The sequence below is a fragment of the Microbacterium immunditiarum genome, from assembly GCF_013409785.1.
Classification (GTDB): domain Bacteria; phylum Actinomycetota; class Actinomycetes; order Actinomycetales; family Microbacteriaceae; genus Microbacterium; species Microbacterium immunditiarum.
Genome location: NZ_JACCBV010000001.1, coordinates 2,310,702 through 2,328,889, shown reverse-complemented (window position 1 = coordinate 2,328,889; position 18,188 = coordinate 2,310,702). Strand labels below are relative to the sequence as shown.

13 protein-coding genes are annotated in these 18,188 nt (G+C 71.5%); 7 read left to right on the top strand and 6 right to left on the bottom strand.

The annotated features are described in order from the left end of the window. Positions 1 to 93: 93 nt before the first annotated feature. Together glgX and trmD are read right to left on the bottom strand one after the other, a co-directional pair. Positions 94 to 2,316, bottom strand: coding sequence for a glycogen debranching protein GlgX (glgX, locus tag BJ991_RS10800; protein WP_179489863.1), 2,223 nt, complete (start codon positions 2,314 to 2,316; stop codon positions 94 to 96). A 111-nt stretch (positions 2,317 to 2,427) separates the two neighbouring features. Beyond that, positions 2,428 to 3,141, bottom strand: a complete 714-nt coding sequence (gene trmD / locus BJ991_RS10795; protein ID WP_179489861.1) for a tRNA (guanosine(37)-N1)-methyltransferase TrmD — start codon at positions 3,139 to 3,141, stop codon at positions 2,428 to 2,430. A 259-nt stretch (positions 3,142 to 3,400) separates the two neighbouring features. On the opposite strand from trmD, the gene nirB reads away from it, so the two are divergent. The 6 genes from nirB to BJ991_RS10765 all read left to right on the top strand — a co-directional run bounded on the left by nirB (position 3,401) and on the right by BJ991_RS10765 (position 11,049). Further along, entirely contained in the window at positions 3,401 to 5,977 is a 2,577-nt protein-coding gene (gene nirB / locus BJ991_RS10790) for a nitrite reductase large subunit NirB (RefSeq protein ID WP_179489859.1), read from the top strand. Further along, complete coding sequence (nirD, locus tag BJ991_RS10785) at positions 5,974 to 6,369, top strand: nitrite reductase small subunit NirD (RefSeq protein ID WP_179489858.1); 396 nt, start codon at positions 5,974 to 5,976, stop codon at positions 6,367 to 6,369. Before nirB ends, nirD begins: the two co-directional genes overlap by 4 nt. Further along, complete coding sequence (gene cobA / locus BJ991_RS10780) at positions 6,366 to 7,601, top strand: uroporphyrinogen-III C-methyltransferase (RefSeq protein WP_179489857.1); 1,236 nt, start codon at positions 6,366 to 6,368, stop codon at positions 7,599 to 7,601. The genes nirD and cobA overlap by 4 nt, the downstream gene beginning before the upstream one ends. After that, entirely contained in the window at positions 7,598 to 8,734 is a 1,137-nt protein-coding gene (locus tag BJ991_RS10775) for a uroporphyrinogen-III synthase (protein ID WP_179489856.1), read from the top strand. The genes cobA and BJ991_RS10775 overlap by 4 nt, the downstream gene beginning before the upstream one ends. Next, on the top strand, positions 8,731 to 9,429 hold the full coding sequence (locus BJ991_RS10770; protein WP_218852928.1) for a sirohydrochlorin chelatase: 699 nt from the start codon (positions 8,731 to 8,733) through the stop codon (positions 9,427 to 9,429). Before BJ991_RS10775 ends, BJ991_RS10770 begins: the two co-directional genes overlap by 4 nt. A gap of 180 nt (positions 9,430 to 9,609) precedes the next feature. Further along, complete coding sequence (locus BJ991_RS10765) at positions 9,610 to 11,049, top strand: MFS transporter (protein ID WP_179489855.1); 1,440 nt, start codon at positions 9,610 to 9,612, stop codon at positions 11,047 to 11,049. Positions 11,050 to 11,125: 76 nt separating this feature from the next. On the opposite strand, the gene BJ991_RS10760 is transcribed toward BJ991_RS10765, so the two are convergent. The 4 genes from BJ991_RS10760 to rpsP all read right to left on the bottom strand — a co-directional run bounded on the left by BJ991_RS10760 (position 11,126) and on the right by rpsP (position 16,736). Next, positions 11,126 to 15,256 (bottom strand): bifunctional nitrate reductase/sulfite reductase flavoprotein subunit alpha, encoded by a 4,131-nt coding sequence (locus tag BJ991_RS10760; protein ID WP_179489854.1) that lies wholly within the window; start codon positions 15,254 to 15,256, stop codon positions 11,126 to 11,128. Between the two features lie 104 nt (positions 15,257 to 15,360). Further along, the gene (gene rimM, locus BJ991_RS10755) at positions 15,361 to 16,071 is read right to left on the bottom strand and encodes a ribosome maturation factor RimM (protein WP_179489853.1); all 711 of its coding nucleotides are present in this window, start codon (positions 16,069 to 16,071) and stop codon (positions 15,361 to 15,363) included. A 1-nt stretch (position 16,072) separates the two neighbouring features. Then, positions 16,073 to 16,303 (bottom strand): RNA-binding protein, encoded by a 231-nt coding sequence (locus BJ991_RS10750; RefSeq protein WP_179489851.1) that lies wholly within the window; start codon positions 16,301 to 16,303, stop codon positions 16,073 to 16,075. Between the two features lie 4 nt (positions 16,304 to 16,307). After that, positions 16,308 to 16,736 (bottom strand): 30S ribosomal protein S16, encoded by a 429-nt coding sequence (gene rpsP / locus BJ991_RS10745; protein WP_179489849.1) that lies wholly within the window; start codon positions 16,734 to 16,736, stop codon positions 16,308 to 16,310. Positions 16,737 to 16,998: 262 nt separating this feature from the next. On the opposite strand from rpsP, the gene BJ991_RS10740 reads away from it, so the two are divergent. Continuing rightward, on the top strand, positions 16,999 to 18,162 hold the full coding sequence (locus BJ991_RS10740) for a glutamate--cysteine ligase (RefSeq protein ID WP_179489847.1): 1,164 nt from the start codon (positions 16,999 to 17,001) through the stop codon (positions 18,160 to 18,162). Positions 18,163 to 18,188 lie beyond the last annotated feature (26 nt).

Here is an 18,188-nt window from a genome sequence, read left to right as displayed (position 1 = left end):
GTCGAGGTCGAACGACCGCCGCACCTGCATCCGGTACGTCGACGCGGGCGGGATCCGCATCCGTGCCTCCTTCCCGATCCTCGTCGGCACGCGTCAGCGCGTGTCGTGCCGTGCCTCGATGCGCGGGGCCTTCGCCGGGAGGTCCTCGGGGCCGCTGTCTCCGAGCGCCGCGAGCGACGCGGCGACCGAGTGGTCGGGCTCGGTCTGCTCCTCGAGGTGCTCGCGCAGCACGAGCACCGACCGGGACTCGAGCGGCACGACCGACCCGGGGTCGATGGTGGTGACGCCCGCCTGCCGGCCGGCGGTGTCGACGATGACGTCCCACTGCGGGCTGGCCTCGACGGCGGGGATGCGGAAGTCGATCGGCTCGTCGCCGGCGTTGAAGAGCACCATGAAGTGCACGTCCTCGATGGGCTGCCCGCGTCTGTCGCGCTCGCGGATGCCGCCGCCGTTGAGGAACACCCCGACCGCGCGACCGAATCCGGAGTCCCAGTCCTCCGGCTGCATCTGCGTGCCGTCGGGTCGCAGCCACGCGAGGTCGGGCACCGGCGCGCCCTCCTCGCGCTTGACGGGGCGGCCGTCGAAGAAGCGGCTGCGCCGGAACGTCGGATGCTCCCGCCGAAGCCTCGACACCGCCGAGACGAACTCGACGAGCGGCTGATCGACGGCGTCCCAGTGCACCCACGTCAGTTCGTTGTCCTGCGCGTAGCCGTTGTTGCTGCCCTGCTGCGTACGGCCCAGCTCGTCGCCGTGCAGCAGCATGGGGACGCCCTGGCTGAGCAGCAGCGTCGCGAGGAAGTTGCGCTGCTGGCGCGCCCGCAGCTCGAGCACGGCGGGGTCGTCGGTGGGTCCTTCGACGCCGCAGTTCCACGAGCGGTTGTCGTCGGCGCCGTCCTTGTTGTCCTCGCCGTTGGCCTCGTTGTGCTTGTCGTTGTACGACACGAGGTCGCGCAGCGTGAACCCGTCGTGGGCAGTGACGAAGTTGACGGATGCCACGGGCCGCCGTCCCGAGTGCTCGTACAGGTCCGCCGACCCGGTGAGCCGCGACGCGAACTCGCCGAGGGTCGCGGGCTCGCCGCGCCAGAAGTCGCGCACGGTGTCGCGGTACTTGCCGTTCCACTCGGTCCACTGCGGCGGGAAGTTGCCCACCTGGTACCCGCCCGGACCCACGTCCCACGGCTCGGCGATGAGCTTCACCTGTGACACGACCGGATCCTGCTGGACGAGCTCGAAGAAGGTGGCCAGCTTGTCGACGTCGTAGAACTCCCGCGCGAGCGTCGCCGCGAGGTCGAACCGGAACCCGTCCACGTGCATCTCGAGCACCCAGTAGCGCAGCGAGTCCATGATGAGCTGGAGCGAGTGGGGGCTCGACACGTTGAGGCTGTTCCCCGTGCCCGTGTAGTCGGTGTAGTACCGCTTGTCGTCCTCTTCGAGCCGGTAGTACGCGGCGTTGTCGATGCCGCGCATGCTCAGCGTCGGCCCCAGGTGGCTGCCCTCGGCCGTGTGGTTGTAGACGACGTCGAGGATCACCTCGATGTCGGCCGCGTGAAGCGCCCGCACCATCGCCTTGAACTCCTGCACCTGCTGACCCGGCTCACCCGGCGAGGCGTACGTGTTCTGCGGAGCGAAGAACGAGATCGTGTTGTAGCCCCAGTAGTTCGACAGCCCCTTCTGCTGGAGCGTGTCGTCGTCGACGAACTGGTGCACGGGCATGAGCTCGACGGCGGTGACCCCGAGCTTGCGGAGGTGGTCGATCACGGCCGGATGCGCGAGCCCGGCGTAGGTTCCGCGCAGCTCTTCGGGAACGGCCGGATGCAGCATCGTGAGACCCTTCACGTGCGCCTCATAGATGAGCGACTCGGCGTACGGAGTCTTCGGCTGCCGGTCACCCGCCCAGTCGAAGAACGGGTTCACGACGACGCCCTTCATCATGCTCGCCGCGGAGTCGTCGTCGTTGCGCGAGTCGGGATCGCCGAAGTCGTAGCCGAACACGGACTGGTTCCACTGGACCTGCCCCTCGACGGCCTTCGCGTATGGGTCGAGGAGGAGCTTGTTCGGGTTGAAGCGCCTGCCTCCGGCGGGGTTGTGCTCGCCGTGCACGCGATACCCGTACCGCTGGCCAGGCCGCACGTTCGGGAGGTAGGCGTGCCACACGAACGCGTCGACGTCGACGAGCGGCACGCGGGTCTCGGCATCCGTCTCGTCGAACAGGCACAGCTCGACCTTCTCGGCGGCCTCGCTGAACAGCGCGAAGTTCGTGCCGCTCCCGTCGAAGGTCGCCCCCAGCGGGTAGGCCGATCCGGGCCACGTCTCCATGCGACTCCTCCCCTGGCGGTCGCTCACACCCTAGTCGAGCGCATTCCGCCTGCCGAGAGGCGTTGACACAGGGCGTGCGGCTCGACATGGGGCGGATGCCGCGCCCACGGCTCACTCGCCGAGGAGGTCTGGCCGGCGCTCGCGCGTGCGCGCGATCTGCTGCTCGCGCCGCCACGCCGCGATCGCGCCGTGATTGCCGCTCAAGAGGATCTCGGGGACGTCGTAGCCGCGCCACGACGCGGGCTTCGTGTAAGAGGGGTACTCGAGCAGGCCCCCTTCGTGCGACTCCTCGAGGAGGCTCTCGGGATTGCCGACGACACCGGGGATGAGCCGGCCGACCGCCTCGATCATCGCCATCGCGGCCACCTCGCCGCCGTTGAGCACGTAGTCGCCGAGGCTCACGAGCCGCACGCGCCCGAGCCTCGCGGCGTACTCGAACACCCGCTCGTCGATGCCCTCGTATCGTCCGCATCCGATGACGAGGTGCGGCTCGTGTGCGAACTCGCGCGCCGTGGCCTGCGTGAACATCTCACCGGCGGGCGACGGGAAGACGAAGACCGGCGGGGCGGCGGCATCGGCGACGATCGCGTCTAGCGCCTCGCCCCAGGGCTCCGGCTTCATGACCATGCCCGCTCCGCCGCCGTACGGGGTGTCGTCGACGGTGCGGTGACGGTCGTGCGTCCATTCGCGCAGGTCATGCACGCGCACGTCGAGGAGCCCTCGGTCGCGGGCCTTGCCCAGCAGCGACACCTCCAGCACGTCGAAGAAGGACGGGAAGATCGTGACGACATCGATGCGGTGTGCTGAGCGAGACGGAGTGCGCACGGATCGAGCCTAGTCAGCGCGCGGTCGCGCGTCCGATCTCACAACGGCCACTGCGGCGGCGTGAGGGAAACGTTGCGTCCGGGTAACGGCCCCGGCACCCGCGGCGAAACGCGCTCTTCCTAACGTCGAGCCACGGCAGTCAGCGGACCACGCGGCCCCACCGGCCGCGAGAGGAGGCACGATGTCCGGCTCTTCCGACGTCACGAACTCGAAACATGGGCCACACGGCCCCGAAAACCGGCCTGCCTATCGTGAGGCCATGGACAGGACCGGATCGACCCGACGCGTCGTCGTCGTGGGCGCCGGCATGGTCGCGCACCGCTTCGTCGAGAGCCTCACGTCGCGAGACGACGGCGACACGGTCATCACCGTCCTCGGCGAGGAACCGCGCGCGCCGTACGACCGCGTCGCGCTCACGTCCTTCTTCGACGGCGCGTCAGTCGACGACCTGACGCTCGACCGGGGCGTGCTCGAACACGTCCGTGTCCGGGTGCACACGGGCGTGCGCGCCGCTCGGATCGATCGCCGTGAGCGTGTCGTCGCGACGGACGACGGGGCGCGGCATCCGTTCGACTCCCTCGTGTTGGCGACCGGCTCGTACGCGGCACGACTCGCGGTGGACGGGTTCGAGCTGCCCGGATGCTTCGTGTATCGCACGCTCGACGACGTCGCCGCGCTCCGCGCGTTCGTCGAGGCCCGTTCGCGGCAGCTGGGCCGTCCGCTGACCGGCATGGTCATCGGCGGCGGGCTCCTCGGACTCGAGGCGGCGGGCGCGCTGCAGGGACTCGACGTGACCCCGACCGTCGTTCAGGCCGCCGACCGGCTCATGTCGGCGCAGCTCGACCTCGCGGCGGGCGACGCGCTGCGGCGGCTGATCGAGTCGCGCGGCATCCGGGTGCTCACGTCCTCGATCACGACGCGGCTCGACCCCGGACCTTCGGGGGAGGTCGCGGGGCTCGAGTTCAGCGACGGAAGCTACGAGCACGCCGATGTCGTCGTCTTCACGGTGGGTGTGCGCCCGCGCGACGAGCTCGCGCGTGAGGCGGGTCTCGACGTGGACCCTCGCGGCGGCGTCGTCATCGACGCCGGGTGCCGCACGTCGGACCCCGCGATCTTCGCGATCGGCGAGGTCGCGTCGTTCCAGGGACAGTGCGTCGGCCTCGTCGCGCCCGGCTACGCGATGGCCGAAGTCGCCGCGACGCGCCTGCTCGGCGGGAACGCGACGTTCCCGGGGTACGACCTGTCGACCAAGCTCAAACTCTCGGGCGTCGACGTCGCGAGCTTCGGCGACGCGTTCGCGACGACGCCGGGTGCTCTCGATGTGGTCTACGCCGACCCCGTCGCGGGCGTCTACAAGAAGCTCGTGCTCTCCGACGACGCCAAGACGCTGCTGGGCGGCGTGCTCGTCGGGGACGCGTCCGCGTACGCGGCCCTGCGCCCGCTCGTGGGCGGTGCGCTCGGCGGCGACCCGGCGACGTACCTCCTGCCCGAAGGCGGGGTTCCTGCGCCCGCGGGCGAACTGCCCGACGAGGCGATGGTGTGCTCGTGCAACAGCGTGTCGGCGGGTGCCATCCGTCACGCGGTGCACGAGGAGGGCTGCACCGACGTCGCGGGCGTGAAAGCGTGCACGCGCGCGGGCGCCGCGTGCGGGTCGTGCGTTCCGCTCGTCAAGCGCATTGTGGTCGGCGAGCTGCAGAAGACCGGCGCTTCGGTGAGCAACGCGATGTGCGAGCACTTCGCGCTGTCGCGCGCGCAGCTGTTCGACGCGATCCGGGTATCGGGGCTCACGACGTTCAGCGCGATCGTGGATCGGTTCGGAACGGGCCGCGGATGCGACATCTGCAAGCCCGCGATCGCGAGCATCCTGTCGACGCTCGTGCACACGCACGTGCTCGACGGCGAGAACGCGACGCTGCAGGACACCAACGACCACGTCATGGCGAACCTGCAGAAGGACGGCTCGTACTCGGTCGTGCCCCGCATTCCGGGCGGCGAGATCACACCCGAGGGACTCCTCGCGATCGGTGCGGTCGCGAAGGACTTCGGCCTGTACACGAAGATCACGGGCGGCCAGCGCATCGACATGTTCGGTGCGCGGCTCGAGCAGCTCCCCGAGATCTGGAAGCGGCTCGTCGACGCGGGCTTCGAGTCCGGTCACGCGTACGGCAAGTCGCTGCGCACGGTGAAGTCGTGTGTCGGATCGACGTGGTGCCGCTACGGCGTGCAGGACTCCGTCGGAATGGCGGTGCAGCTCGAGCTGCGGTACCGGGGGCTGCGGTCGCCGCACAAGCTCAAGCTCGGCGTCTCGGGATGCGCGCGCGAGTGCGCCGAGGCTCGGGGCAAGGACGTCGGCGTCATCGCGACCGAGGCGGGCTGGAACCTCTACGTCGGCGGCAACGGCGGCTTCACGCCGCGCCACGCGCAGCTGCTCGCCGAGGGGCTCGACGACGACGCGCTGCTCACGGCGATCGACCGGTTCCTCATGTACTACATCCGCACGGCTGACCGCCTCCAGCGCACCGCGCCGTGGCTCGAGGACCTGGAAGGCGGCCTCGACGCGCTGCGCGCCGTGATCTTCGACGACAGCCTCGGCATCTGCGCGGACCTCGACGCCGCGATGGCCGCCCACATCGACTCGTACGAGGACGAGTGGAGGGCGACGCTCGAAGACCCCGAGAAGCTCCGGCGCTTCGCGTCCTTCGTCAACGCGCCGCGCACGCCGGACCCGTCGCTCGCCTACACCGCCGAACGCGGCCAGCCGCGACCGGCGACACCCGAGGAGCGCGCCGACGGTCGCGTGCTCATCGCCGGAACGACCCTGGAGGTGCGCGCATGACGATCGTCTCGACCGCCGAGAAGCGTCCGACCCGGACGTGGGAGTGGGTGCGCGTGTGCGCCGTCGCCGACCTCGAGCCCGAGCGCGGCCGCGCGGCGCTCATCGACGGCGTGCAGCTCGCCCTCTTCCTGCTCCACGGGCCGGACGACGGCGGTCCCATCTTCGCGGTGTCGAACCTCGATCCCTACAGCGGGGCGAACGTGATCTCGCGCGGCATCGTCGGGACGAGGGCGGATGCCCCGACCGTCGCCTCCCCCATGTACAAGCAGGTGTTCGACCTGCGCACCGGCGCGTGCCTCGACACGCTGGGCAAGGATGAGCGCTCGCTCGAGACGTGGCCCGTCGCCGTGCGCGCCGGCGACGTGTTCGTCCGATGGGCGGCGCGCTCATGACCACCGTCATCGGGGTCTCGCTCACCGGACGCGACGTGCTCATGGTGGGCGGAGGCTCCGTGACCGCGCGTCGCCTGCCGCGGTTCATCGAGGAGGGGGCGCGCGTGCGCGTCGTAGCCCCCGCGCTCGACCCCGCAGTCGCGGCACTCGTGCGCGAGCACGACGTGCGGTGGATCGCACGCGCGGTCGCGGCATCCGACCTCGACGACGTGTGGTTCGTGCACACCGCCACCGGAGACCCGCACACCGACGAGTGGGTCGCCCGCGCGTGCGAGGAGCGCCGCACGCTGTGCGTCAACGCATCCGACGGCGCGCACGGCACCGCGCGGCTCGCGGCGGAGGCGCGCTCGGGAGACGTGCTCGTGGGCGTCGTGTCGGACTCCGGCGTGGATCCATCGCGGGCCGCGCGCCTGCGCGATGCGGTCGCGACGCTGCTGCGCGAAGGGCGACTCCCGGTGCGGCGCCGCCGCGCGACGGCGTCCGGCCACGTCGCGCTCGTGGGCGGCGGTCCGGGTCCCGAGGACCTCATGACGGTGCGCGGCCGCCGGCTGCTCGCCGAGGCGGACGTCGTCGTCGCGGACCGGCTCGGGCCGGCATCCGTCCTCTCCGACCTCGACTCCGACGTACAGGTCATCGACGTGGGCAAGCGGCCAGGCCACCACCCCGTGCCGCAGGAGCGCATCAACGAGCTGCTCGTCGAGCACGCGCGCGCGGGGCGGCGCGTCGTGCGACTCAAGGGCGGCGACCCGTTCGTGCTCGGACGCGGCGGCGAGGAGGTCGCCGCGTGCCTCGCGGCCGGCGTCGCCGTCGAGGTCGTCCCGGGCATCTCGAGCGCCCTCGCCGTGCCGCAGGCGGCGGGCATCCCCGTGACGCATCGCGGCACGGCGGGCGCGGTCCACGTCGTCAACGGGCAGGCGACCGTCTCGCCCGCGACGCTGGCGGCGCTCGCGGACCCGGATGCCACGACCGTCGTGCTCATGGGAGTCGCGGCGCTCCCGCGTCTCATGCGCTCCGCGCTCGACGCGGGCGTGCCGGAGGACCGGCCGGTCGCCATCGTCGAGAGCGGGCACACCGCGCGCCAGCGCACGACCCGCACGACACTCGGCCGGGCCGTGGACGACGCGCACGCGGTCGGCGTCTCGAACCCGGCGGTCATCGTCGTCGGCGACGTCGCCCGCGCCGACCTGCTGCTGCCCGCGCCAGCCGCCACGCGCGAAGGCGCAGGTCCGTGAGCGAACCCCCGCGTCCCCTGCTGTCGGCGGCGCTCGCCGGGTGCGTCATCGTCATCGCCGTCGATCGCCGGTCGAGCGAGCTCTCCGCCGCGCTCGAGCGCCACGGCGCGCAGGTCCAGCATGCGCCCGCTCTCACGATCGTGCCGCACATCGACGACGACGCGCTCGTCGCGCGAACGCGCGAGCTCATCGAGAATCCGCCCGACATCGTCGTCGCGACGACCGGGGTCGGGTTCCGCGGCTGGATCGAGGCCGCCGACGAAGCGGGGCTCAGCGATCCGCTGCACGATGCCCTCGCGGTCGCGCGGTTCGTCGCGCGCGGCCCCAAGGCGCGCGGTGCGATCCAGCAGGCGGGCTTCACCGCCGACTGGGTCGCCGAGACCGAGACGGCGGCCGAGCTCGGCGAGTTCCTCGTCGCCGAGGGCGTCGTCGGCCGGCGGATCGCGGTGCAGCACCACGGCTCCGGCGCCGACGGCCTCGACGAGCTCTTCACGAGCCACGGCGCGGACGTCGTGAGCCTCACCGTGTACCGATGGGGCGCACCGCCGGATGCCGCCGCCGTGACCCGCTCGGTGATCGCCGCCGCCTCGGGCGAGGTCGACGCCGTCCTCTTCACCTCCGCGCCGGGCGCGGCGGAGTGGCTCGCCGCCGCGGCACGCGAAGGCGTCGTCGCCGACATCGCTCGTCGCGCACGCGCGCGGCGGCTGCTCGTCGCCGCCGTGGGACCCGTGACGGCCGGACCACTGCGTGCCGCCGACATCGAGGTGCTCGTCGCCGATCGAGGCCGCCTCGGCGCGCTCGTGCGGGGCGTCGTGACCTACTACGCGTCCGGACGCGCCGCCGCGGTCGAGACCGCGGCCGGTCGCCTCGAGCTGCGCAGCAGCGGAGCAGTGCTCGACGGCGAATTCCGGCCGCTGTCGCGCACGAGCGTCGAGCTCCTCGGCGCTCTCTTCGACGCGCGCGGCCGCGTCGTCTCACGCGGATCGCTCCTGGACGTCCTGCCGCGATCGGCCGACAGCGCGCACGCGGTCGAGATGGCGATCGCACGCCTGCGCGAAGCGGTCGGCGCACCCGAGCTCATCCGCACGGTGGTCAAGCGCGGCTACCGGCTCGACGTCCAGGAGGACGAATGATCCGCCCCGTCCTCATCGCGTGCTCCCACGGCACGAGCTCGCCCGACGGCCGGACCGCCATCGGCTCGCTCGTCGACGAGGTGCGCGTGCTGCTGCCCGGCGTCGACGTGCGCGAGGCGTTCGTCGACGTGCAGGAGCCCTCCATCGACGAGGTCGTCGCGGCGCTCCCGCCCGGCCGGTCGGCGGTCATCGTCCCGCTGCTGCTGTCGACCGGGTTCCACACGGGCGTCGACATCGCGCGTGCGGCGAGGCTGCGCGACGGCGTCGTGGCGGCTCCGCCGCTCGGACCGCACGACCTCCTGGCGCTCGTGCTGGAGTCGCGGCTGGGTGAGCTCGGCCTCCGCTCCGACGACGCGATCGTGCTCGCGGCGGCGGGCTCGAGCGACCCGCGCGCCGCCGACGACGTGGGCGCCGTCGCGCAGCTCCTCTCGCGCTGCCTGTCGCGTCCCGTGGGCGTCGGCTTCGCGGCGGGGTGCGACCCGCGCATCGACGCCGCCGTCTCCGCGGCGCGCGCGGCGGGAGCGTCGCGGGTCGTCGCCGCGAGCTACGTCCTCGCGCCGGGGTACTTCGCCGACGTCATCCGCACGTCGGGGGCGGATGCCGCGACGAGCCCCCTCGGCCCGGATCCGCGCATCGCCGCGATCGTCGCCGAGCGCTATCGGGCGGCCGCGGCCCCCGTCGCCGGCGCCGCCTGAATCCGCCGCGCGACCCGCGTGGGGCATCCGTGCCCGCACTCGTGTAACGCGCAGATCACACGCCTCTCACGACGTGACTCCTTCGACCGTGACGGAGAAGTGACCAGGGGGTAACGCCCCGCGCGGGGCGATGAAACACCGGGTCCCTAGCGTCGGAGCACACGACCGGAGGAGGCCCCCATGACCATCACCCCCGCAACGTCCTCACCCCCGCAGTCCGGCCCCGAGCTCGCCGATCCCGGTGCGCCCGCGCCCGAAGCATCCGCCGTACGGCTCACGCGACGGCCGGGTCGCTGGATCGACGGCTGGGACGCCGAGAACCCGACCTTCTGGGCCGCCGAGGGCCGCTCGATCGCGAGGCGCAACCTCGGCTGGTCGATCTTCGCCGAGTTTCTCGGCTTCATCGTGTGGCAGCTGTGGAGCATCGTCGTCGTGATGCTGCCCGATGCCGGGTTCACCTTCTCGAGCTCCGAGGCGTTCTGGCTCATCTCGCTGCCGAGCCTTGTCGGCGCGACACTTCGGTTCCCGTACACGTTCATGGTCGCGCGCTTCGGCGGTCGGAACTGGACGATCGTCTCGGCCGCGCTCCTGCTCGTGCCGACCACGCTCCTCGGCATCGTCGTGACGAACTCCTCGACCCCGTTCGGCGTCATGCTCCTCATCGCGGCGCTCGCCGGCGTCGGCGGCGGCAACTTCGCGAGCTCGATGGCGAACATCACGTACTTCTTCCCGCAGCGCGAGAAGGGATGGGCGCTCGGGCTCAACGCCGCCGGCGGCAACATCGGCACCTCGGTCGCGCAGCTGCTCGTGCCGATCGCGGTCACGTTCGGCGCCGCGGCGACCCTCAACCTCGCACTCGCCGGCTGGATGTGGATCCCGCTCATCCTGCTCGCGACGTGGGGCGCGTGGCGATACATGGACAACCTGTCGTCGGCGAAGGCGGACTTCGCGGCATCCGCCGCGGCACTTCGCGAGCCGCACCTGTGGCTGCTCTCCTTGCTCTACATCGGCACGTTCGGGTCGTTCATCGGCTTCGCGAGCGTGTTCCCGAAGCTCATCGCCGACCAGTTCCCCGAGTTCTCGACGTTCCAGGTGGGCCAGGCGTCGCTGCAGCTCGCCTTCATCGGCGCTCTCGTCGGATCGCTCGCGCGCCCGTATGGCGGCAGGCTCTCCGACCGCTTCGGCGGCGCCCGCGTCACCGTGGCTGCGTTCGCGGTCATGGCGATCGGCGCCCTCGCGCTCATCGGGCTGCTGCCGCTGGGCAGCTTCTGGCTGTTCCTCGCGTGCTTCGTCGTGATCTTCGCGGCGACGGGCGTCGGCAACGGATCGACGTACCGCATGATCCCGATGGTGTTCGCGGCCCGCGGGCGGGTGAGGGGCGCGGATGCCACGCCCGCCGTCGCCTCGCAGCGCCAGGCCGCCGCCGCGCTGGGCCTCATCTCGGCGATCGGCGCGTACGGCGGATTCCTCGTGCCGCAGCTGCTCAACGCGTCGCAGTCCGCGACCGGAGGCTACACCGCGGCGTTCTGGGCGTTCGCGGCAGTGTACGCGGTGCTGCTCGCGATCACGCTCTTCGTCTACGCCATCCCGCGGAAGTCGCTCGCGCACGAGCGGATCTGAGTCCGTACGAGCGAAGGGGCGGGGCCGGTACGCCGGTTCCGCCCCTTCGCGTGCGCGTGCCAGCGACCGGTCGGGGTCAGTACACGTCCCGCAGATAGCGCTTCTCGGCGACGAGCCGCCTCTTGAACTCGTCGGCGTCGTCCTCGCCCAGCCCGCCGTGCACGCGCGCGAGGCGCACGAGCGTCGCGTCGACATCGCGCGCCATGCGGGACGCGTCGCCGCACACGTAGAGATACGCGCCCTCCTGGAGCCAGTGCCACAGCCGCGCGCCGTGCTCCAGCATCCGGTCCTGCACATAGACCTTCTGCCGCTGGTCGCGCGAGAACGCGAGGTCGAGGCGCGTCAGGAAGCCGTCGGCGTGCATCGCCTCGAGCTCGTCGCGGTAGAGGAAGTCGGTCGCGGCGTGCTGGTCGCCGAAGAACAGCCAGTTCGCGCCGGTATGCCCGTTCGCACGACGATCGTGCAGGAAGGCGCGGAACGGCGCGACGCCCGTGCCCGGGCCCACCATGACCACGCGCGCCGTCGGGTCCAGCGGTGGCCGGAAGTGCAGCGAGCGCTGGAGGTAGATCGGCACGGGCGTGTGCGCCGCCCGATCGGCCAGCAGTGTGGAGCACACTCCCCCGCGCGCCTCGCCCGCCTCCGTGCGGAAGCGCACGACCGACACCGTGGCCTCGACGCGGTCGGGTGAGACGAGCGGGCTCGACGAGATGGAGTACTGACGCGGCTGCAGGCGCGACAGCACATCGATCCACTCCTCCGGCTCCGCGTGCACGGGGAACTCGCGCAGCAGGTCGACCGCCTGCTTCGACCACAGGAAGCGCTCGAGGTCGGCGCTGTTGTTCCGTACGAGCCGCGCGAGCCGCGCGTCGGCCGTGCGCTCGACGACGAACCGCAGGAGGGCGGGGGTGATGCGCGTGACGTCGAGGCGCGTCCGCAGCACGTCCCCGAACCGCCGCCTCTCACCGTCGACCGACACGGTCGTCGCCGCCCCGAGCCTCGTGGTCGTGAGCCATGCCTCCACCGTGCGAGGGTCGTTGTCGCACACCACCCCGATCGAGTCGCCCGCGGAGTACGTGAGGTCCGCCGACGACAGGTCGAATGCGATGCGGCGGACCTCCTTCGCAGATCCCGCGCCGCTCAACAGCTCATTGCGCACGAGAGGAGTCACCAGGGGACGGGCGCGCGTGAACGGCTCGGGCACCGACGTGGTGGCGTTCGCTGTCGCGGGTGAGTCGGATGCCCCGGCCGCAGCGCCGCTCACCGTCCCGGCCCTCGCGCGGGGGTCCTCCGAGAGCGCCGCCAGCACATCGTCGAGCCAGCGCCGCGCCGGCCCCGGATCATGCGCCTCGCAGTCCACGCGCGGCACGATCGCCGTCGCTCCGAGCTCGCCGAGCCGCGCGTCCAGGCTGCGCCCGTGGGCGCAGAAGTCGGCGTACCCGGTGTCGCCGAAGGCGAGCACTGAGTAGCGCAACCCGTCGAGCGCCGGCGCTCCGTCGGCGCGCAGCTCGTCCCAGAGTCCGGCGGCGTTGTCGGGTGGGCCGCCGTCTCCGAAAGTCGACGTCACGACGAGCAGCCGCTCGATACGGGTGAGATCACCCACGGCGATCGCGTCCATTCCCACGGGCCGCACGGTCACGCCGCGCTCCGCGAGCGCAGTCGCGGTCGCCCGCGCGAACTCCTCGGTCGTGCCGGTCTGCGACCCCCACACGAGCAGCACGTCGTCCCGCCGGGGACCACTGCCCAGCGCAGAGGTCAGCCCCGCCGGCTCGACTCCGCCGGAGGCGGCACGCGCGAGCAGCCCGTTGAACCAGGCACGCACGGGTTCCGACACCGGTGCCGACGCGGGCAGGGCCGGGACGACCGCGCGCCGGGCGGTGGTGCCCGCGACGCCGGCGAGGAACCCCGCGAGATAGGCCTCCTCGTGAGTCGCGATCACGGGGCGGTCGCCCTCGGCCGCGGCGAGGGCGACCGCATCCGGACTCTCGTTCTTCGCAGCCCCGGCCACCCGGCGCAGCGTGACCGCCGCGTACTTGAACTCGGGCTGGCGAGACGCCTCGTCGACCGCGTCGTTCGTGAGCGCGTTCACCGTGAGGTACTCGCCGTGCTCGTCGTTCCAGTGGAACGGCGCGAAGCAGAACCCCGGCTGCACGCGATCCGTCACGACTGCGGGCAGCACGACGCGCCCGCGGCGGGAGGCGACCTCGATCTGATCTCCCTCCGCGATGCCGAGCCCCTCCGCGTCGTGCGGGTTCACTTCCACGAACGGGCCGGGATCGAGCCGCATGAGCGCCGGCACGCGGCCCGTCTTGGTCATCGTGTGCCACTGGTGCGGCAGACGGCCGGTGTTGAGCACGAGCGGGTAATCGTCGTCGGGCAGCTCGGCCGGATCGAGGTGCGGGCGCGCGAGGAACTGCGCACGCCGCGACGGCGTGGGAAACGCGAGCCGCGGCATCCGACCGTCCTGGCCGGTGTGCAGACTCTGGCTCACGCCGTCGTTGAGGTATCGGATCGGATGCCGCGCCTCCCCGTCGCCCGGCGACGCCGGCCACTGCACCGGCCCTTCGCGCAGCCGCTGGTACGTGACCCCCCGCAGGTCCCATCCGGTCGCGGGGTTCCAGAACCGGCGCAGCTCGTCGAAGACCTCCTCGGATGAGGCGTACGAGAACGCCTCACCGAACCCGAGCGCCTCGGCCATGAGGCAGATGAGGCGCCAGTCGGGCGTCGCGTCTCCCGGTGCGTCGATCGAGCGCTGCACAAGCGTGAGAGTGCGATCGGAGTTCACCGTCACGCCGTCCGACTCCACCCACAGCGCCGCGGGCAGCAGGATGTCGGCGTACGCCGTCGTCGCCGTCTCGGTGAACACGTCCTGCGCGATGATGAGATCGGCCGCCTCGAGCCCCTCGATCACGGTGCGCCGGTTCGCGACCGACACCACGGGGTTCGTGCAGATGATCCACGCGGCCTTGATCTCGCCCTCGGCCATCGCGCGGTACATGTCGACCGTGCCGGTGCCCGCCTCGGCACGGATCGAGCCGGGCGCGACGCCCCACACGCGCTCGGCGAACGCGCGGTCGTCGGCGTCGAACACCGAGCGCTGTCCCGGCAGCCCCGGGCCCATGTAGCCCATCTCGCGGCCGCCCATCGCGTTGGGCTGACCCGTGAGCGACAGCGGCCCGCTGCCGGGACGGCAGATCGCGCCTGTCGCGAGGTGAAGGTTGCAGATGGCGTTCGTGTTCCACGTGCCGTGCGTGGACTGGTTGAGGCCCATCGTCCACAGCGTCATCCACTCGCCCGCTTCGCCGATCCAGCGCGCGACCGTGCGCAGATCCTCCTCGCGCAGGCCCGTGATGCGCGCGACGGTGACCGGGTCGTAGTCCGCGAGGAAGGCGGGCATCGCGTCCCAGCCGTCGGTGTGCTCGCGGATGAACTCCTCGTCGATGCGGCCCTCGGCGACGAGCACGTGCAGCAGGCCGTTGAGGAGCGCCAGGTCGGTGCCGGGCCTGATCTGCAGGAAGAGGTCGGCGCGGTCAGCGGTCGCCGTGCGGCGCGGGTCGACCACGATGAGCCGCGCCCCTGCGCGCAGCCGGTCGGCCATCCGCAGGAAGAGGATCGGGTGGCAGTCCGCGGTGTTCGACCCGATCACGAAGAAGAGGTCGGCGCGGTCGATGTCCTCGTACGCCCCCGGGGGCCCATCCGCGCCGAGGGACTGCTTGTAGCCGGTCCCCGCCGACGCCATGCACAGGCGCGAGTTCGACTCGAGGTGGATCCCCCGCAGGAACCCCTTCACGAGCTTGTTCGACAGGTACTGCGCCTCGGTCGACATCTGACCCGACACGTACACTGCGACGGCATCCGGCCCGTGCTCGTCGACGATCGCGCGCAGACGCCGCGCGGCCTCGCGGATCGCCGCGTCGAGCGAGGCCGGAATCGCCGGCCCACCGCGCTCGGGGCGCACGTACGCGGTCGTCATGCGGCCCGGTGCGCGCATGAGCTCGGCGTGCGTCGCGCCCTTCGTGCACAAGCGGCCGTGGTTCGTGGGGTGCGCCCGGTCACCTGCCACACGGGAGATCGCCGGATGCCCCTCCCCACCCGGCTCCGTCGTCACGACGATGCCGCAGCCCACGCCGCAGTACGAGCACACGGTGCGGGTCGCGGTCCCGGTGGCGCCGTCGTGCTCGCGGGCGATGGTGTCGGCGGGCGTGGTCATACGGATCGATGATCCGATGCCCACGTTCCGCGGTGTTTCCCGGCGTGTTTCGGGGGGATCACATCTCGCGCATCACACGAACGCGCGGCTTGTGAGATGAGCGCTCAGCCGGCGGAGTCGTCCTCGGGGGCGGATTCGCCTTCGGGGGCGGAGTCGCCTTCGGGGGTGGTGTCGCCCGCGGCATCCGCCTCGCCCGCGTCACCCTCACCGTTCTCGGTGGGGAGCTCCTCGAACAGGCCTGCTGGCGGCGTCACGATGACGCGACCGCCCGCGATGTCGACCTCTGGCACGATCGCCTTCACAAAAGGCACGAGCACCTCGGACCCGCCGGATGCGCGCTTGACGATCAGCAGATCCTGCGCGGGCAGGTGGTCGACGCGGATGACGCGTCCGACCGTCTCGCCGTCGCGCATGACGTCGAGCCCGACGAGCTGGTGGTCGTACCAGGCGTCGTCCTCGGCGGGGGCGGCGCTCTCGTCCTGGTCGATCCACAGGATCGCGCGCACGACGCTCTCGGCCGCCGTGCGGTCGTCGATCCCCTCGAAGAAGGCGACGGGGTGGTTGTTCATCCAGCGGAACTCGCGCACGGTGAGCGTCCTGCCGTGCCACGGCGACGACTCGGGAACCTGCAGCGTGAATGTCGCGCCGGGGGCGAAACGACCCTCGGGGTCGTCAGTGTAGAGCTCGAGCTTGAGGGCGCCTTTGAGTCCATGCGCCTTGACGAGCCGCCCGACGCGCAACTGCGTACGCCCCTGCTTCTTGCCGGCCCGGGCCGGGCGTGAGCCCTTCGAGCCCTTCGAGTCTGCGCCCGCCACGTCAGTCGTCGGCGACGTCGACGCGCACGCGCCGGCCGTCTGCGAGAGCCGAGATGAGGGTGCGCAGCGCTTTGGCCGTGCGGCCGCCGCGCCCGATCACGCGACCACGATCGTCGGGGTGCACGTGCACTTCGAGCACGTCGCCACGGGGCGACGTCGACGAGGTGATGCGCACGTCATCGGGGTGATCGACGATCCCCTTGACGACGTGTTCGAGCGCGGCGGCGAGCAACGGATTACTCGGCGTCGGTCGCGTCGGCGGCGGGCGCCTCAGCCTCGGCCTCGGTCGCCTCGGCGGGCGCCTCCGCCTTCTTCTCGGCCTTGGGCTGGATGACCGACTTCTTCGAGGCGTCGACCTGGAACTCGGCCTTGCCCTCGCGGGTCTTCACCGTCGAGACGGCGTCCTTGTCACCCTTGAACTTGCCCCAGTCGCCCGTGAGCTTGAGAAGCGCGCGGACCTGGTCGGTCGGCTGCGCGCCGACGGAGAGCCAGTACTGGGCGCGGTCGGAGTCGACCTCGATGAGCGAGGGCTCCTCGGTGGGGTGGTACTTGCCGATCTCCTCGATCACACGACCGTCGCGCTTGGTGCGCGAGTCGGCGACGACGATGCGGTAGTAGGGCGCGCGGATCTTGCCCAGGCGCTTGAGACGAATCTTGACAGCCACGATTCTCCTGAAAGGTAACGGAAGCGAAGCGAACCGGTCGCCTGGAGCGTGGGGTGCACACCCGGCGGGAGCTCAGAGGGAGACGGACGCTGGATAGAGGGTCGAGCGTCACGTTCAGCCCTCTATTCTGCCAGACCGCAGGAGCACCCGCGAACACCCCGCCCACCAGACCGCAGGAGCACCCGCGAACACCCCGCCCACCAGGATGTCAAGGCCGCCGTGGAGCGCCCGAATCGCGACATCCGCGTGCCAAGATGTGGAAATGACGGTGCCCTTCGCGACATCCGCCAGATCGTCGGTCGGCCTGGAGTGGGAGCTCATGCTCGCCGACGGCACGACCGGCGACCTCGTTCCGCGCGCACCCGACGTGCTCGACGCGCTTGCGGACCACACGCAGCACGAGCGCTACACCGTGACCGGCGAGCTGCTCACCAACACGGTGGAGGTCACCAGCGGCATCGGCGCCACCGTGGCGGCCGCCGTCGACGACATCGCGGATGCGATCGCGGCCGTGCGCACGGTGACCAACCCCCTCGAGGTCGAGCTCCTGTGCGCGGGCAGCCACCCCTTCGCGCAGTGGTACAAGCAGGGCATCACCGACAAGACGCGGTACCACAAGCTCATCGAGCGCACGCAGTGGTGGGGTCGCAACATGATGATCTGGGGCATCCACGTGCACGTCGGCGTCGACGACGTCAAGAAGGTCTTCCCGATCATCAACGCCCTGTCGATCTACCTCCCCCACCTGCAGGCGCTGTCGGCGTCGTCGCCGTTCTGGGCCGGCGAGCGCACCGGGTACGCGTCGAACCGGTCGCTCGTGTTCCAGCAGCTTCCGACCGCGGGGCTCCCGTGGCCGCTCGACGACTGGGCGCAGTTCGAGGGTTACCTCGACGACATGGTCCGCACGGGGGTCATGGAGGATGCGACCGAGGTGCGCTGGGACATCCGCCCCGCCCCTCGCTGGGGCACGATCGAGGTGCGCGCGTGCGACGGCATGTCGACGCTCCCCGAGCTCGCCGCCGTGGCCTCGCTCGTCCAGACACTCGTCGAGCACTTCTCTCGTCAGCTCGACGAGGGCCGCGACCTGCCGCGGCTTCAGCCGTGGTTCATCCGCGAGAACAAGTGGCGCGCCGCCCGCTACGGGCTCGAGGCGCGCGTCATCGTCGACCGCGACGGCACCGAGCGACCCGTGCGCGATCACCTCCGCGAGACGATGGAAGTGCTCGCCGACATCGCGGTCGAGCTCAAGTGCGCGCGCGAGTTCGCGGGGCTCGAGCTCATCCTGTCGCAGGGTGCGAGCTACGCGCGGCAGGTGATGGTGGCGGATGCCGCCGACGGCGACCTCCGCGAGGTCGTGATGCACCTCATCCGCGAGTTCCGCGCCGGCCCGACGCTGCGCGAGCACCTCGCGAACTTCAGCATCTGACCGGCGCGGGTGCCCCGCCGCCCAGT

Excerpts from the sequence above, each read along its gene's own strand:
- BJ991_RS10770 (WP_218852928.1), top strand. The coding sequence starts at position 8,731 with ATGATCCGCCCCGTCCTCATCGCGTGCTCCCACGGCACGAGCTCGCCC.
- BJ991_RS10760 (WP_179489854.1), bottom strand. The coding sequence starts at position 15,256 with ATGACCACGCCCGCCGACACCATCGCCCGCGAGCACGACGGCGCCACC.
- nirB (WP_179489859.1), top strand. The coding sequence starts at position 3,401 with ATGGACAGGACCGGATCGACCCGACGCGTCGTCGTCGTGGGCGCCGGC.
- cobA (WP_179489857.1), top strand. The coding sequence starts at position 6,366 with ATGACCACCGTCATCGGGGTCTCGCTCACCGGACGCGACGTGCTCATG.
- BJ991_RS10740 (WP_179489847.1), top strand. The coding sequence starts at position 16,999 with ATGACGGTGCCCTTCGCGACATCCGCCAGATCGTCGGTCGGCCTGGAG.
- nirD (WP_179489858.1), top strand. The coding sequence starts at position 5,974 with ATGACGATCGTCTCGACCGCCGAGAAGCGTCCGACCCGGACGTGGGAG.
- glgX (WP_179489863.1), bottom strand. The coding sequence starts at position 2,316 with ATGGAGACGTGGCCCGGATCGGCCTACCCGCTGGGGGCGACCTTCGAC.
- BJ991_RS10765 (WP_179489855.1), top strand. The coding sequence starts at position 9,610 with ATGACCATCACCCCCGCAACGTCCTCACCCCCGCAGTCCGGCCCCGAG.